This is a genomic window from Streptomyces sp. NPDC057743 (assembly GCF_042798755.1).
Classification (GTDB): Bacteria; Actinomycetota; Actinomycetes; order Streptomycetales; family Streptomycetaceae; genus Streptomyces.
Genome location: NZ_JBHVJX010000014.1, coordinates 87,430 through 103,632, shown reverse-complemented (window position 1 = coordinate 103,632; position 16,203 = coordinate 87,430). Strand labels below are relative to the sequence as shown.

Below are 16,203 nucleotides of genomic sequence, written 5' to 3'. Positions count from 1 at the left end.
GCTCGCTTCAGTTCCGTCGCGTCACTTCATGAACTTCTTGAACTCTTCCGGGAGTTCGAAGTTCTGCGGGTCCTGGTCGCCCTGCGGCAGGCCGAGCGGGTTGCCGGCCGCGGCCGCCTCGCGGCGCGCCGCCGCGGCCTCCTCGTCGGCCTTGCGCTTCATCGGGTTACCGCTCTTGCGCTTGCCCTTGGCCTGCTTGATCTGCTTCTTCTTCCGGGCGGCGCCGCCACCCATGCCCGGCATGCCCGGCATCCCGGGCATCCCGCCGCCCTGCGCCATCCGCGACATCATCTTGCGGGCCTCGAAGAACCGCTCGATGAGGTTCTTGACCATGCTGACGTCGACGCCGGAACCCCGGGCGATACGGGCCCGGCGGGACCCGTTGATGATGGTCGGGTCCTGGCGCTCGGTCGGCGTCATCGACTTGATGATCGCGGCGGTGCGGTCGACCTCGCGCTCGTCAAGGTTGTTGATCTGGTCCTTCATCTGCGCCATGCCGGGCAGCATGCCGAGCAGCTTGGAGATCGAGCCCATCTTCCGGACCTGCTCCATCTGGGCCAGGAAGTCGTCGAGGGTGAACTCCTTGGGGCCCTTCGCCAGCTTGGCCGCCATCTTCTCGGCCTCTTGCTGGCTGAAGGTCTGCTCGGCCTTCTCGATGAGCGAGAGCATGTCGCCCATGCCGAGGATGCGGGACGCCATGCGGTCCGGGTGGAACGCGTCGAAGTCGTCCAGCTTCTCGCCGTTGGAGGCGAACATGATCTGCTTGCCGGTGACGTGCGCGATGGAGAGCGCGGCACCACCGCGGGCGTCGCCGTCCAGCTTGGAGAGCACCACGCCGTCGAAACCGACGCCGTCGCGGAACGCCTCGGCGGTGTTGACCGCGTCCTGACCGATCATCGCGTCGACGACGAAGAGGACCTCGTCCGGGCTGACCGCGTCCCGGATGTCCGCGGCCTGCTGCATCATCTCGGCGTCGATACCGAGGCGGCCGGCGGTGTCGACGATGACCACGTCGTACTGCTTGCCGCGGGCGTGCTCGATGGAGTCCTTGGCGACCTGGACCGGATCGCCGACGCCGTTGCCCGGCTCGGGACCGTAGAAGGCGACGCCGGCGCGCTCGGAGACGACCTGGAGCTGGTTGACGGCGTTGGGGCGCTGGAGGTCGCAGGCGACCAGCAGCGGCGAGTGGCCCTGGGTCTTGAGCCAGCGGCCGAGCTTGCCGGCGAGGGTGGTCTTACCGGCGCCCTGGAGGCCGGCGAGCATGATCACCGTCGGGGGCTGCTTGGCCAGCCGGAGGCGCCGGGTCTCGCCGCCGAGGATGCCGACGAGCTCCTCGTTGACGATCTTGATGACCTGCTGGGCCGGGTTCAGCGCCTGGCTGACCTCGGCGCCCAGCGCGCGCTCCTTGACCTGCTTGATGAAGGCCCGGACGACCGGCAGCGCGACGTCCGCTTCCAGCAGGGCGATCCGGATCTCGCGCGCGGTGGCATCGATGTCCGCCTCGCTCAGGCGGCCCTTGCCCCGGAGGTTTTTGAAAGTACTCGCCAAGCGGTCGGAAAGCGTATCGAACACGGCGGTCGTCGATCCTCGGGGTCGGGGGCTAAGGTCCAGTCGGGTTCTAGGGTATCCGGCCGTGCAAGCGATCCCGTCCCTGCCCGAGGGGAGCGGTTTCCGTAGGGGGCGGGCGAACGGATCCCGTAGGGGTCAGCGGCGCCCCTTGCGGGCCACAACGCGGGGGCGACGGAGGGTATTCCCGGGAGCACGTTACGCGGTCGAGTCATCGGGTCCTGGAGAGCGGGCGGTGAGCCTCGAAAGGCGGGAGCCGAGCACCCCGGAGGGCGGGGGCTGGGTCCCGGAGAGGGACGGTCGGCATCTAATTGGCCTCTAGGGGACGGGAGTTGGGCCCCGGAAGGGCAGCACTCCGGGCCTTGGAGGGCGGGGGCTGAGCCCTGGAGGGCAGGGGGCGAGCCCTGGAGGAAAGTGATCGGCCCCTGGGGGCGGTGTGGGGGCGGTGTCCGGGCGCGAGACAACGGAGCCCGGCCTCTGGAGACGAGACGGTCGGGCTCTGAGGGGCGCGGGTTGGGCACCGGCGAGAGGGCACTCCGGTTCTTAGAGGGGCGGGGCCGGCCCTGAGACGGCGAGGGTCGGACCCCTGGGGCAACAACGCTCGCCGGAGACGGGAGAGCGGGAGCCCGGCCCTGAGGAGAGAGGCGAGACGGTCAGACTCCAGGGAACGGCGGCGGGCCCCAGCGAGGCAGCGCTCCGGGCCCTCGGAGGCAGGGGCGAGCCCTGGAGGGTGGTGCTCCGGGCCCCGTTGGAGAGCGGTAGGCGGGCGGGCGACTGGGGGCAGTGCCTGCGCCCGAAGGGGCGGGAACTGAGGCTTGGGGAGCGGTAGTTGACCCCTAGGGGGCAGGGGGTGGGGACTGGAGGGCGGACTCCACGGTCTGGGCGACCTTGGTGGCCGTGGGGTCGGTGAGCGGGGTGCCGTCGGGGTCGGTGACGTAGAAGGCGTCGACCGCGTTGGCGCCGAGGGTGCTGATGTGGGCGCTGCGCACGCTGACGCCGGCCGCGTCCAGGGCCCGGCCGATCCGGTGCAGCAGCCCGTGCGCGTCCTGGGCGCGGACCTCGATGACGGTGGCGGTGCGGGAGCTGCCGGCGGCGACGGTGACGCTCGGCGGCGGGGCTAGGGCGGCGCGGGAGCGGCGGGCGTAGGCGCGTTCGCGCTCGGCGAGGCGGGCGGGGATGTCCAGGGAGCCGTCGAGGGCCCGGACGAGGTCGACGCGGAGCCGGGCGGCCTCGGGCAGCGAGCCGTACTCGGCCGCCACCCGCCAGCTCAGCAGCAGCACCGGGCCGCAGCCGAGGGGGTCGAGGGTGCGCAGGTCGGCGGAGCGGACGGTGAGGCGGTGCAGGGCCAGCACGCCGGCGGAGGCGGGGAGCACGCCGGGCGGAACGGCCGTCGCGGAGGGCTGGCCGGGCAACGGGCGGGCGGGGACGGCGATGAGGAGTTCCACGCCGACCGGTTCCGGGCCGGTCGCGCCCGGGGCGTCGGCGGCGTCCGGCGGCCCGCCCTCGGGGCGGGTGCGCAGGGTCAGCTCCGGGCCGCCGGTGCGCTGCGCCTCGATGGCCAGGCGTTCCTGTTCGGCGGTGGGGGCGTCGGTGTCGCGCGGGTCCGGCGCGGGGGCGCCGGCGAGCCGGTCGGCGACGCGTCGGACGAGGCCGGCGACGAGCCCGGCGCGCCAGGAGCTCCAGGCCGCCGGCCCGGTGGCGAGCGCGTCGGCCTCGGTGAGGGCGTGCAGCAGTTCCAGGGTGCCGGGGCTGCCGACGGCCTCGGCGACCGCGTCGACGGTCTCCGGGTCGTCCAGGTCGCGCCGGGTGGCGGTCTCGACGAGCAGCAGGTGGTGGCGGACCAGGGCGGCGATCACCGCGGTGTCGCCGGGGCCGAAGCCGAGCCGGGTGGCCATGTCGCGGGCGATGGTCTCGCCGGCCACCGCGTGGTCGCCGGGCCAGCCCTTGCCGATGTCGTGCAGCAGTGCGGCGACCAGGAGGAGGTCGGGGCGGTGCACCCGGCGGGTCAGCGCGGCGGCCCGGACCGCGGTCTCGATCAAGTGGCGGTCCACGGTCCAGGTGTGCACGGGGTTGCGCTGGGGGCGGCAGCGGACCCGCTCCCAGTCGGGCAGCAGACCGGCGATGACGCCCTCGGCCTCCAGGGCCTCCCATACGGGCACGGTGGGCGCGCCGGCGCCGAGGAGGGTGACCAGTTGTTCCCGGGCCTCGGCGGGCCAGGGCACCGGCAGCGGCGCGCCGGCCTGGGCGGCGGTGCAGCGGCGGATGGCGTGGGTGGCCAGCGGGAGCCCGGCCTGGGCGGCGGCGGCCGCGGCGCGCAGCAGCAGCACCGGGTCGCGTTCGGGGCGGGCGGTGCGGGCCAGTACCGCCTCGCCGTCGAGTTCGACGACGCCGTCGGCGAGCGGCGAGCGTTCGCCGCGGGCGCCGCCGCGGCCGGCCAACAGCCCGCGCAGCGCCGGTTTGACGGACCGGGCACGCAGCACCCGGCCGACCTCGCGCCAGGTGACGTCGGCGGCGTAGGCGATGGTGCGGGCGGATTCGTAGGTGCGGCGGAGCAGGGCGTCCGCGTCGAGCAGGCCGAGGGCGCCGGCGACCTGGTCCTGGTCCTGGAGGGAGAGGCGGTCGGTGGCGCGCCCGGTGGTGCGGTGCAGGGCGTCCCGGGTATCCAGGAGCGCGGTGCGGGCGGCCTCCAGTCCGTCGCGGGGGGCGTCGGCGAGCCAGGAGGCGGCGATGGCCCGTAGGGCGGTGGCGTCGCGCAGGCCGCCGTGGGCCTCCTTGAGGTCGGGTTCGAGGAGGTACTGGAGCTCGCCGTGGCGGGCGGCGCGCTCGCGGCAGAGCTCGCGGAGCTCCGGCAGTCGTCGGGGGGCGCTCTCGCGCCAGTCGGCGTAGGCGGCGGTGCGGACCGCGGCGGTCAGTTCGGGGTCGCCGGCGAGGTGGCGGGCGTCGAGCAGGCCGAGTTGCACCTTGAGGTCGTCGCGGGCCGCGCGGCGGGCCTCGGCGGGGGTGCGGACGGAGTGGTCGAGGTCCAGGCCGAGGTCCCATACGGGGTACCAGAGGCGGTCGGCGAGGGCGGCGAGGTCGGCGGTGGCGGCCCGGCCGTCGTGCAGCAGCACCAGGTCGAGGTCGCTGCGCGGGGAGAGTTCGCCGCGGCCGTAGCCGCCGACGGCGACCAGTGCGGTGCCGGTGGCGGCCGCGTCGTGGCCCGTAGGGGCGAGCGCGCCGGCCAGGAGGGCGGCGAGCCAGTCGTCGGTGAGGTGGGCCAGGGTGGCCCGGCGGTCGGGTCCTGTGGGGGTGTCGTCCTGGAGGAGCCGCAGCCGGGCGGCGGGGTAGTCGCCGCCCGGGCGGGCGGTGGCGGCGGGGTCTGCGGTCTCGACGCGCTCGATCAACTCGGTTTCTCCTCGGTCGTGTTGTCCCCCGCGGCACTCCGGTCGTCCCCCGCCGCCCGCCTCCGGCGGCTCACAGCGCGTCGGGTCCGCGCTCCCCGGTCCGCACCCGTACGGCCTCCTCGACGGGCACGCTCCACACCTTCCCGTCGCCGATCTTGCCGGTGCGGGCGGCCTTGACGACGACCTCCACCAACTCCTCGGCCTCCGCGTCCTCGACGAGCACCTCGATGCGGATCTTGGGCACCAGGTCGACGGTGTACTCGGCGCCCCGGTACACCTCGGTGTGCCCGCGCTGTCGTCCGTAGCCGCTGGCCTCCGTGACGGTCAGGCCGTGCACCCCGAACGCCTGGAGGGCGTCCTTCACTTCGTCGAGCCGGTGCGGCTTGATTACTGCCGTGATGAGCTTCACGCGTCCACCTTCTTGGTCGGGGCTTCGCCCAGTGCCGTGGTCCTGCGGGCCGTGGTGCCGCCGCCCGCGCCGGCGAAGTCGTAGGCGGTCTCGGCGTGTGCGGCCTGGTCGACGCCGGTGATCTCCTCGTCCTCGCCGACCCGGAAGCCCATCACCAGGTCGACGGCCTTGGCAAGGACGTAGGAGACGACCAGCGAGTACAGCAGGACGCAGACCACGCCGACGGTCTGCTTGCCGAGTTGGGCGAAGCCGCCCCCGTAGAGGAGGCCCTTGGCCTGGCTCTGCACGCCGCCGGTGGCGAACACTCCGACCAGCAGCGAGCCGACGATGCCGCCGACGAGGTGGACGCCGATCACGTCGAGGGAATCGTCGTATCCGAAGCGGTACTTGAGGCCGACGGCCATCGCGCACAGCACCCCGGCGATCACGCCGAGCGCGATCGCGCCGAGCGGGCTGACCGCGCCGCACGCGGGGGTGATGGCCACCAGGCCGGCGACCGCGCCGGAGGCCGCTCCGAGGGTGGTGAACGAGCCGTGCCGGAGCTTTTCGTAGCCGAGCCAGCCGAGCATCGCGGCGCCGGTGGCGACCTGGGTGTTGACGAAGGCGACCGCGGCGACGCCGTCGTCGTTGTTGAGCCAGGAGCCGGCGTTGAAGCCGAACCAGCCGAACCACAGCAGGCCGGCGCCGAGCATCACCAGCGGCAGGCTGTGCGGCCGCATCGGGTCCTTCTTGAAGCCGATGCGCTTGCCGACGACGAGGATCACGCCGAGCGCCGCGGCGCCGGCGTTGATGTGCACGGCGGTGCCGCCGGCGAAGTCGATGACGCCCAGTTTGAACAGCCAGCCGCCGTCGGCCCACACCCAGTGCGCGACCGGGAAGTAGACGACGGTGACCCACAGGGCGATGAAGAGCGCCCAGGCGGTGAACTTCACCCGGTCGGCGAGGGCGCCGCTGATCAGCGCGGGGGTGAGCACCGCGAACATCAGCTGGAAGACGGCGAAGACGTAGATCGGGATGGTGCTGGTGCCCCACAGCTGGGTCAGGCCGATGTGGCCGAGGCCGGCGAAGTCGCCGTTCCAGCCGATGACGCCGCCGGCGTCGGTGCCGAAGGCCAGCCCGAAGCCGTAGAGCACCCACAGGAGGGTGACGATGCCGAGGCTGATGAAGCTCATCATCAGCATGTTCAGCACGCTCTTGACCCGGACCATGCCGCCGTAGAAGAAGGCCAGGCCGGGGGTCATCAGCATCACCAGGGCGGAGCAGATGAGCATGAACCCGGTGTTGGCGGGGCTGAGCGTGGCCTTTTCCGCCAGGCCGTCTGCGAGCGAAAGGATGCCTGGGGGCATCGGCGTCTCCTCGTCGTCGATGCGGCCCGTGCGGGTGGTGGGGGTGGGCCGGCTTCGCGATGAGGGTGTCGCGGCGCCGTTTCGGCCAAACATTGTCGGTGTTTCACCGGGGTGACGAAGTGGTCCGCCGTGTTACGCCCCGATGAACTCCCCGTTCACCGCGGGCGGTCGGCTCAGCCGGCGACGGCGGTCTCCGGGAGCTGCCGGCAGAGCTCGTCGCTGAGCTCGACGACCTCGCCGACGGTGCCGAATTCCCGCAGGGCGGTGTCCACCGTCTTGCGCAGCCGGTTGTTGACCCGCTCGGAGCGGACCTGCCGGGCGAACGGTATCGCCTGCTGGGCCATCTCGGCGCACCGCTCCGGCTCCTTCTGGAGCAGGTGGACGGTGGCCATGCCGATGAGGTTGAGCGCGTAGGAGCGCTGGTGCTCGGGGTCCTTGGCGAACAGCTCGACGGCGCGCCGCATGACCGGCTCGGCGAGCGAGGCGTAGGTGGGGCTGCGGCCGGCGACGTAGGCGAGGTCGCGGTAGGAGTGGGCGTTCTCGGCGTTGAGTTCGGCCTCGGAGAAGAAGCGGATCCAGTCCGGATCGGGTTCGTCTGCGGTGATGTCGGAGAAGGTGTCCTCGGCCATCCGCACCGCGCGCTTGACCTTGCTGGGCTGGCCCATGCCGGCGTAGGCCCGGGCCTCCATCGCATACAACATCGCCTGGGTGCGGGGGGTGGCGGTCTCCCGGCTGCCGTACTGGGCGAGGTGGACGAGCTCCAGCGCGTCGTCGGGCCGGCCGAGGTGGATCATCTGCCGGCTCATGTTGGAGAGGATGTACGAGCCGAGCGGGCGGTCGCCGGCCTCCTTGGAGGCGTGCAGCGCGAGGACGAAGTACTTCTGGGCGGTGGGCTGGAGGCCGACGTCGTAGCTCATCCAGCCGGCCAGCTCGGCGAGTTCGGCGGCGACCTTGAACAACCGCCGGGCGATTTCGGGCGGCTGGGGCTCCTGGAGCAGGTCGGTGACCTCGTGGAGCTGGCCGACCACCGCCTTGCGCCGCAGGCCGCCGCCGCACTGCGCGTCCCACTGCCGGAACATCGCGGTGGTCGCCTCCAGCAGCTCCAGCTCGGGGCGGGAGAGCCGGGCCGGGCGGCGGGGCCGCTCGGTGTGCGCACCGGGCTCGCCCGGGGCGGCGGGCACCGGCACCAGCCAGCGCTGCATCGGCTCGATCAGGGAGGGGCCGGCGGCGAGCGCGAGCGAGGTGCCCAGGAAGCCGCGGCGCGCCAGCATCAGGTCGCTGCGGGTGAACTCGCTGATGAGGTTGACGGTTTGGGGCCCGGCCCAGGGGAGGTCCACGCCGGAGACGGAGGGCGACTGGTGCGCGGAGCGCAGCCCCAGCTCCTCGATGCCGACCACACAGCCGAAGCGTTCGGAGAAGAGTTCGGAGAGGATCCGCGGGATGGGTTCCCGGGGTTGCTCGCCGTCGAGCCAACGGCGCACGCGGGAGGTGTCGGTGCTGATGTGGTGGGCGCCCATCTGGCGCGCTCGACGGTTCACCTGCCGCGCCAACTCGCCCTTGGACCAGCCACTGCGCAGGAACCACGACCCCAACTGCGCGTTGGGACGCTTGACGGCGTCGGTGCCGTCCGTGCTGGTGGAGCCGGCGGTGCCGTCCGTGCCGCCCACAGGAACGCCCCCATTCCGATAGCGCTTGTCCGCGAACCACCCACAGGATGCCGCCTGTTGCGGCCCCTGTTCCGCGGTACATCTACCCGACCGCGGAATCCGGCCACACCTGCGACCTTCGCCCCTCACGCGTTGCCACGGGCATACGCGTACGAATGTTGCCCTGCGGGTTCGTGCACCGAAAGTAATCCTACGATCACGCCCGTCGGGAGGGCGATTGCAGAAACGCCACCATTCGCCACCCCTTTGAATGAACTCCCCGGCCCCCTCTCGCGATTGACTTGACACAGGTCGTCCGGGCGCGGGCGGAGCGGTGCACGCGAGGGCGTGCGGACCGAGCCGCGCCACCCGGCGCGTGACGGCACACCACCGGCACCGCAATGCGCCGACGGAGCGTGAACAGCAGCGTGAAGAACCGTCTCCTCGTCAACTCGCCGACTCGTCACCACTTACCAGCACCACCCGTTGGAGGGGGAATGGGTTTCACGATCGGCGGCATCCGGGACCTCCGTTCCGGCTCGCGCCGTCGCGTCCGCTCCGCCGAAGGCACCGCGGCGGCGGAGTACACCGGACTGTGGGGCTGGGACGTCGTCCCCGGGGCGCGCGCGGTGCGGGCCGGCGGCCGGACGGTGTGCTCGTGCGGGGCCGCCAACTGCCCCTCCCCGGGCGCCCATCCGCTCTCCTTCGCCCGCGGGGTGCCGGCCGGCGCCACGCTGGAGAAGGCGGTCGCCGCCTGGGCGGAGACGCCGGGCGCCGCGGTGCTGCTCCCGGTGGGCCGGTCCTTCGACGTCCTGGACGTGCCACAGGAGGCGGGCCGGGGCGCGCTGGTGCGGCTGGAGCGGATGGGGCTGCCGCTGGGGCCGGTGGCCGCCACGCCCACCGGGCGCGCGCTGTTCTTCGTCGCCCCGGGGGCGGCCGAGGAACTGCCCGATCTGCTCTACCGCATGGGGTGGGACGACGCGGATCTGGATCTGCGCCCGTTGGGCCCCGGCGACCACGTCACCGCGCCGCCGTCCGACCTCGGCGGCCGGGGGCCGATGCGTTGGCTGCGCCCGCCGGTCCTGGACACCGCCGGCTGCCCGCCGCAGGCCCGGCTGCTGCTGGGCGCGCTGGCGTATGTGTGCAACCGGGCGTCGGGCGGCCGGGCGGCCGCCGGTGCGGTGGTGTCCGGCCTGCCGGGGCGCTGAGCGGGGGCGCGTCGTGGCGGTACGGGGCGCGCGGCGGGCGGGCCCGGCCTGCGCCGCCCTCTCCCGCGCCGCGCGGCCGCATTGGCCGGATGTGATCGCCGACGTCAGCCGCCCGCCGCTTGGCTTGATCCGAACGCTCGGTGCGGGGCTCCCGTTGGCCCGGGCCCCGATGTCCTACGGGAACGGCGGCGGCCCCCGGTACCCGTCGTCCACGGGTACCGGGGGCCGCCGCCGTCGCGCCGTGTCGCCGTCAGTCGATCAGCGCGTCCACGAACGCCTCGGGCTCGAACGGCGCCAGGTCGTCCGGGCCCTCGCCCAGGCCGACCAGCTTGACCGGGACGCCCAGTTCGCGCTGGACGGCGATGATGATGCCGCCCTTGGCGGTGCCGTCCAGCTTGGTGAGCACCACACCGGTGATGTCCACGACCTCGGCGAAGACCCGCGCCTGGACGAGGCCGTTCTGGCCGGTGGTGGCGTCCAGGACGAGCAGCACCTCGCCGACCGGGCCGTGCTTCTCGACGACCCGCTTGACCTTGCCGAGCTCGTCCATCAGCCCGGTCTTGGTGTGCAGCCGGCCGGCGGTGTCGATCAGCACGACATCGGCGGACTCGGCGATGCCCTCCTTGACGGCATCGAAGGCGATCGACGCCGGGTCGCCGCCCTCGGGACCGCGGACCGTACGGGCGCCGACCCGCTCGCCCCAGGTCTGGAGCTGGTCGGCGGCGGCGGCGCGGAAGGTGTCGGCCGCGCCGAGCACCACGGACTTGCCGTCGGCCACCAGGACGCGGGCCAGCTTGCCGGTGGTGGTGGTCTTGCCGGTGCCGTTGACGCCGACGACCATCACCACGCCGGGGATCTCGTCGCCGCCGTTGCCGACGGCGCCGTCGGTGTGCACGGAGCGGTCGACGTCGGTGCCGATGAGGGTGAGCAGCTCCTCGCGGAGCAGCTTGCGGAGCTCCTCGGGGCTGCGGGTGCCCAGGACCTTGACCCGCTCGCGGAGCCGCTCGACCAGTTCCTGGGTGGGGGTGACGCCGACGTCGGCGGTGAGGAGGGTGTCCTCGATCTCCTCCCAGGTGTCCTCGTCGAGGTGTTCCCTCGACAGCAGGGTCAACAGGCCCTTGCCGAGGGTGTTCTGGGAGCGGGCGAGCCGGGCGCGCAGCCGCACCAGGCGGCCGGCGGTCGGCTCGGGGACCTCGACGGCGGGGGCGGCAGGCGCCTCCGGCTCGGCGGGCGGCGCCTCGGCCTCGGCCACGGGGGCCTCGGCCGTGGGCAACTCGACTTCTTCGATGGTGCGACGTTCCTCGTCGCGGGGGGTCTCGGCCTCCTCGCCGACCTGCGGTTCGACGGGGGGCGCGGTGACGGAGGGCTTGGGGGCGGCCGGCGGCGGCAGCTTCTTCTTGCGGCCGGTGACGACCAGCCCGCTGATCGCGCCGAGCACGACCACGGCGATGACTACGGCAAGGATGACGGTTTCCATAACCCCTCCAGTATCAGCCACACCCCGCCGCGGATAGCCGCACGCGCCCGGGGGCCCGTCCCGGTTGCCGGCGGGGTTCCCTCAACTCCCGCGCGCCCTGGGTGATCCCGGTCGGGAACTGGCCTCAGGACTCCCTGCGTTCCCCGGTGCGCCAGCGCTCCAGGGTGGGGTCCCGGTCGGATTCGTACATCCCCGATCCCCGGCAGTGGCGGCACTCGCCGGCCCGCTGGACGGTCTCGTACGGGCCGCGGAACGGGTCGACGCCGGGGGCGTAGGCCAGGGCCTGGGACACATAGCCGGTGCCCTGGCACCACTGGCATGTCTTGGCGGGCACATCGGCCTCCTGGGCGGGTTCGCTGTCGTTCATTGAGTTCACCTTGCACCAATTCCGTCGCGCCATGCCCCGAGGGGCGGGATCCCGCCGCCCGATGACAGCGCACCCGCGCTCAAACGAGACGTACGTCTCTCCGACGGGCCCCGGGCAGGGGCCGGGAGCCGGCCGGCGCCGGGCGAAGGCAGCGGTCAGGGCGTCCCCTGCGTCTCGTATGTCCTGATCACGGGGGTGTGACTGGATTCATCGACAGCCACCGCGCCCCCGTGCGATCGTCAAGGAGTCCAAGCGGACGGATCGAAAGAACTTGGAACAAAGTACGATGGTCGACGGCTGAGCAACGCGCGTAGAGTCCTGGCAACCACTTTTCTGGCCAGGCACCACAGCCGCTGCCTGCACCTCCTCTCCCGGGGGTGCCACCCAGACCCCCGCACGGAGACAGCTGCACCCATGGGCACCAGCACCACGTCTGCATCCACGTCCACTTCCGACGCCGACGGCGCCGTTGAGACCCGCGGCATCGAGCCCGTTCCGGATCACGAACGCCGGGGGCGGGTCCGGGAGCTCTTCCCGACCTGGGTGGCGGCCAACATCAGCGTGCTGCTGCTCACCATGGGCGCCTCCCTGGTGATCAACAACGCCCTGAACTTCTGGCAGGTGCTGATCGTCGCCGCGATCGCCGCGACGATCTCCTTCGGGATCGTCGGCCTGCTGTCGGTCTCCGGGAAGTGGGGCGGCGCGCCGGGCGCGATGCTCTCCCGGGCCGCCTTCGGCGTACGCGGCAACTACTTCCCCGGCGCGATCCTCTGGGTCGCCCGCTTCGGCTGGGAGACGATCAACGCGGTCAGCGGCGCCTACGCGATCCTGACCGTGCTCCGCCTGGTGTTCGGCATCCAGACCAACAACGTCCTGGTCGTGGTGACCCTGTTGGGCTTCGTCGCCTGCACCTTCCTGATCAGCGGGATGGGCCGCAAGGCGCTCAACGTCTGCAACAAGTACTCCACGTACCTCTTCAGCCTCATCAGCGTCGTCGTCCTGATCTACCTGATCGTCGAGATGCCGTGGGGGGCGATCTTCGCCAAGTCGCCGGGCAGCGGCGCGATGATGATCGCGGGCATCGGCACCATCGCGGCCGGCGGCATCAGTTGGGTGCCCACCGGCCCGGACTTCGCGCGCTACCTGCCGCACTCCGCCTCCGGCAAGAAGATCGTCGGCACCACCGTCTCGGGCGCGGCCCTGGTACTGGTCCCGATGGTGGTCATGGGCGGCGTGATGGCTGTCTCCAAGCCGGAGTTGGCCAACCAGAACACCGACCCGATGTCCTTCCTGGGCCAGGTGCTCCCGTCGGCCATCGCGATCCCGTACCTGATCACCGCGCTGATCGGCATGATGCTGATCAACAGCCTGTCGATGTACTCCGCTGGCTTCACCGCGCAGACCATGGGCGTCAAGCTGCCGCGCGCCCTGGCGGTCAGCATCAACGCCGCGATCAGCCTGATCGGCGGGCTGTTCATGATGCTGGTGGCCAAGGACTTCGTGGGCCAGTTCATCGCCTTCCTGACGCTGCTCGCGGTCTCCTTCTCCGCCTGGATCGGCGTCTACGGCATCGACATGGCCCGCCGCCGCAAGAAGGCGGTCCGCTACCACGCGCCGAGCCTGATGAACATCGACCGCACCAGCCGCTACTGGTACAAGGGCGGCTTCTGCTGGCAGGCCATGACGGCCTGGGGCGTCGCCCTGCTGGCCGGCCTGTCGTTCACCAAGGTCCAGTGGTTCACCGGCCCGCTGGCCGACACCTGGATCGGCCAGAACGGCCTGGGCTGGGCGGCCACCATCCTGATCGCCGCGGTGGTCTTCGCGGCGCTGCCGGCCGCCCGCGAGAACGTCACCCCGGAGGCGGCCCCCGCCGCGGACGCCGACGAGGAGCGGCCGGCCGTCGAGGTCGGCTGACCGGCGGCCGGATACCGCCCCTCCCCCTGGCGAACTGACGTATCGTCAGTTACGGTCCCCTTCGCCACCTGCTCTGGCGAAGGGGACCCGTCATGTCCGCCGGTTCTGCCGCACCCACCACGGTCCTGCGCTTCAACCTCGCCGGCCCACCGGCCGCGCCGGGCGACCTCCGTGCCCGCTATCGGGCCGCCGTCGAGATGGCCCGGTACGCCGACGACCACGGCCTGACCATGGTCCAGACCGAGGAGCACCACGCCACCGACAACGGCTGGATGCCGGCCCCGCTCGCCTTCGCGGGCGCCGTCCTCGGCGCCACCCGCCGGATCGGCGTCACCATCTCGGCCCTGCTCACGCCGCTGCACGACCCGCTGCGGCTGGCCGAGGACCTCGCCGTGCTCGACCTGCTCGGCGGCGGCCGGCTGATCACCGTCGCCGGCCTCGGCTACCGGCCCGAGGAGTACGCGGCGCACGGCAAGGAGTGGCGCGAGCGCGGCGCCCTTCAAGACGAGGTGCTCCGGGCGCTGTTGGACGCCTGGACCGGCGAACCGTTCCGCTACCGGGGGCGCACCGTCCAGGTCACCCCGCGCCCGTTTTCCCGACCCCACCCGCCACTGCTCATCGGGGGCGCCTCGCGGCCCGCGGCCCGACGGGCGGCCCGCCTGGGGCTGCCGCTCTTCCCCAGCGCCCATCTGCCGGAGCTGGAGCGCTACTACCACGAGCAGTGCGCCGCGGCCGGCACGACCGGCTGGGTGCTCCAACCACCGCCGCGCACCTGCCTGTTGCACCTCTCCGAGAACCCGGATCGCAGTTGGGCCGAGCACGGCGACCACCTGCTGTACGAGGCGCGGCGGTACGCGGCCTGGCAGCCCGCCGGGAACCACTCCGCGGTGCGCTCCCGCGCGCGGGACACCGCGGCCCTGCGTGCCGAGGGCGTCTACCGGATACTCACTCCGGACGACTGTCTGCGACTGGCCCAAGAGGACGGTGCCCAGGGGACGTTGATCCTGCATCCGCTGTGCGGCGGCATGCCGGTCGAGGAGGGTTGGCGGTCGCTGCGGCTGTTCGCGGAGCGGGTCGCGCCACGGCTGGCGGGCTGAGCCGGGGCGGCCCGCGGGCGCGACGCGGTCGATTGTCAGTGCCGGGTGTCACGATCGGTGCATGAGCTTCTTCGACGGTCTGCCCGCGTCCGCCCCACCCTCCGAACCCCCGCCGGACACCCTGGAGTTGGGCCCGTACGTGCCCGGTGACGACGAGGAGTTCGCGCCCGCCCACTGGTTCGTCCCGGCGCAGCTCCCGCAGGTCGCCGAAGCCGGCGCGGGCCCCGACGCGCGGATCCTGCTCACCGGCTGGGAGGTGTGGCCGGGGTCGGTGACGATGCGGCTGTCGGTCTTCCTGCGGCGCCTTGGCCCCGGCGGCCCGCCCGCGCCGCACGGCCACCCGGGCGACGGGGCGCTGCGCTGCGGGCTGCTGCTGGCCGACGGGCGGAAGGTCACCACCCTGGACGGCGCGCCCTGGCCGCTGGCCGAGCGGCGCGGTCCGACCCTGCGGATGAGCGGCGGCTCCGGCGGCGCCTTCCACTACCAACTGGAGCTGCACCTCTCGCAGTTGCCGCCGGCCGGCGTCACCCAGCTGGTGATCGAGTGGCCGGACCAGCAGGTGCCCGAGACGGTCACGGTCCTCGACGCCGGGCCGCTGCGGGCGGCGGCCGGCGGGGTGGTGGAGGTCTGGCCGGACGCCGCGCCGCCGGCACAGCGTGCGGAATCGCGGGGGTTCCGCACGCTCGCCGCGGGCCCGGCCGCGCTCATGGCCCGGCCTGCCGAGCCGGAGCCGCGTGTGCAGGTCCCTGCCGCTGCGCCCGAACCGGCGCGCGGCGACTGGGAGTTCCTGTCCCCGCCCCAGTGGCGGGACACCGCCCTGGTGCTGGCCCGCCTGGCGCACGGCGCCGACCCGACCGCCCTGGCCCCCGGCTCCCCGGAGACCCCGCTGCACCTGGCCGCCGCCCACGGCTCCCCCGAGGCCGTCGCCGCGCTCCTGGAGTACGGCGCGGCGGTGGACGCCCCGGACGAGCAGGGATGCACCCCGCTGTGGGGCGCCGTCTGTCACGGTGCCGCGGGGGCCGCCGAGGTGCTGCTCCGGGCCGGCGCGGACGCCTGGCGCCCACAGCTCGGCGGCCGCTCCCCCGGCCGGCTGGCGCTGACCTGCGCGCTGGCCCCGCTGTTCGCCGGCCTGCCGGGCGCGGTGCCGCTGACGCCCGAGGAGCGCGCCGCCGTGCGGGACGCGGACGAGCGCGCGGCGGTCTTCCGCGGGGTGCGCGCCGAGGGCAGCTCGGTCGCGTTCGTGGCCGGCGTCGACGAGGCGGAGGCGGTCCGTCGGCTGGGCGCTCCCGCCGACGGCCCGGCGTGGGCGCCGCCCCCCGGGGCGGATCCGTCCGCCCCGGAATCCTGGGGCCTCGATCCCTACGGCGCCGGCGCCCACCGCGCGGTGGGGGTGACGGGCGTGCCCGGCGGCTGCGTCCTGCTCCAGCCGGCGTCCTACGTGCTGAGCACCGACCCGCTGCTGGCCGCGCTCTCCCCGGGCGCCACCGCGTACGGCCTCTACGTCAGCCCCAAGGGCGGCACGTTCGGCACCCTCGCCCGCGACGGCCGCACCGAACGGTCCGAGGAGCTCGGCCTCCCGCCGCTCGACGAGGCGCCCGAGGGCCACTGGACCCACCGCTTCTGGAGCCGCTCCCTGCCGGACGACCTCTACGACGCGAGCGCGCTGGCCTACGCCTCCGCCGCGGCCGGTCTGCGCGTGCCGACCCCGCAGCCCGTGACCGGCCCGCCCCGCCGCTGGGTGGAGATACCCGCCGACAGCCAGCTCCTGGCGTAGGCGGGCGGGTCCGGCG

The 16,203-nt window shown here is 73.4% G+C and carries 11 protein-coding genes; 4 read left to right on the top strand and 7 right to left on the bottom strand.

The annotated features are described in order from the left end of the window. Nucleotides 1-21 precede the first annotated feature (21 nt). From ffh to ACFVFQ_RS18070, 5 genes are all read right to left on the bottom strand, one after another. Complete coding sequence (gene ffh, locus ACFVFQ_RS18090; protein WP_383416517.1) at nucleotides 22-1,572, bottom strand: signal recognition particle protein; 1,551 nt, start codon at nucleotides 1,570-1,572, stop codon at nucleotides 22-24. 830 nt (nucleotides 1,573-2,402) lie between these two features. Next, nucleotides 2,403-4,949, bottom strand: a complete 2,547-nt coding sequence (locus ACFVFQ_RS18085) for a [protein-PII] uridylyltransferase (protein ID WP_383416515.1) — start codon at nucleotides 4,947-4,949, stop codon at nucleotides 2,403-2,405. 70 nt (nucleotides 4,950-5,019) lie between these two features. Then, complete coding sequence (locus ACFVFQ_RS18080) at nucleotides 5,020-5,358, bottom strand: P-II family nitrogen regulator (RefSeq protein WP_383416512.1); 339 nt, start codon at nucleotides 5,356-5,358, stop codon at nucleotides 5,020-5,022. Then, complete coding sequence (locus tag ACFVFQ_RS18075) at nucleotides 5,355-6,704, bottom strand: ammonium transporter (RefSeq protein WP_383416509.1); 1,350 nt, start codon at nucleotides 6,702-6,704, stop codon at nucleotides 5,355-5,357. The genes ACFVFQ_RS18080 and ACFVFQ_RS18075 overlap by 4 nt, the downstream gene beginning before the upstream one ends. Before the next feature lie 173 nt (nucleotides 6,705-6,877). Next, nucleotides 6,878-8,371, bottom strand: a complete 1,494-nt coding sequence (locus ACFVFQ_RS18070) for a hypothetical protein (protein ID WP_383416506.1) — start codon at nucleotides 8,369-8,371, stop codon at nucleotides 6,878-6,880. Between the two features lie 476 nt (nucleotides 8,372-8,847). On the opposite strand from ACFVFQ_RS18070, the gene ACFVFQ_RS18065 reads away from it, so the two are divergent. Next, nucleotides 8,848-9,558 carry a bifunctional DNA primase/polymerase gene (locus ACFVFQ_RS18065; protein ID WP_383416503.1) on the top strand — a complete coding sequence of 237 codons (711 nt, stop codon included), beginning with the start codon at nucleotides 8,848-8,850 and terminating at the stop codon, nucleotides 9,556-9,558. A gap of 250 nt (nucleotides 9,559-9,808) precedes the next feature. On the opposite strand, the gene ftsY is transcribed toward ACFVFQ_RS18065, so the two are convergent. Further along, nucleotides 9,809-11,035: a signal recognition particle-docking protein FtsY gene (ftsY, locus tag ACFVFQ_RS18060; protein ID WP_383416500.1), complete on the bottom strand. Its 1,227-nt coding sequence runs from the start codon at nucleotides 11,033-11,035 to the stop codon at nucleotides 9,809-9,811. A gap of 124 nt (nucleotides 11,036-11,159) precedes the next feature. Beyond that, nucleotides 11,160-11,402: a hypothetical protein gene (locus ACFVFQ_RS18055; RefSeq protein WP_383416498.1), complete on the bottom strand. Its 243-nt coding sequence runs from the start codon at nucleotides 11,400-11,402 to the stop codon at nucleotides 11,160-11,162. A gap of 414 nt (nucleotides 11,403-11,816) precedes the next feature. Here ACFVFQ_RS18055 and ACFVFQ_RS18050 point away from each other — a divergent pair, with 414 nt between their 5' ends. From ACFVFQ_RS18050 to ACFVFQ_RS18040, 3 genes are all read left to right on the top strand, one after another. Beyond that, complete coding sequence (locus ACFVFQ_RS18050) at nucleotides 11,817-13,316, top strand: purine-cytosine permease family protein (RefSeq protein WP_383416495.1); 1,500 nt, start codon at nucleotides 11,817-11,819, stop codon at nucleotides 13,314-13,316. Between the two features lie 92 nt (nucleotides 13,317-13,408). After that, nucleotides 13,409-14,413, top strand: a complete 1,005-nt coding sequence (locus ACFVFQ_RS18045) for an LLM class flavin-dependent oxidoreductase (RefSeq protein ID WP_383416492.1) — start codon at nucleotides 13,409-13,411, stop codon at nucleotides 14,411-14,413. Nucleotides 14,414-14,474: 61 nt separating this feature from the next. Next, complete coding sequence (locus tag ACFVFQ_RS18040) at nucleotides 14,475-16,187, top strand: ankyrin repeat domain-containing protein (protein ID WP_383416489.1); 1,713 nt, start codon at nucleotides 14,475-14,477, stop codon at nucleotides 16,185-16,187. Nucleotides 16,188-16,203: the final 16 nt, after the last annotated feature.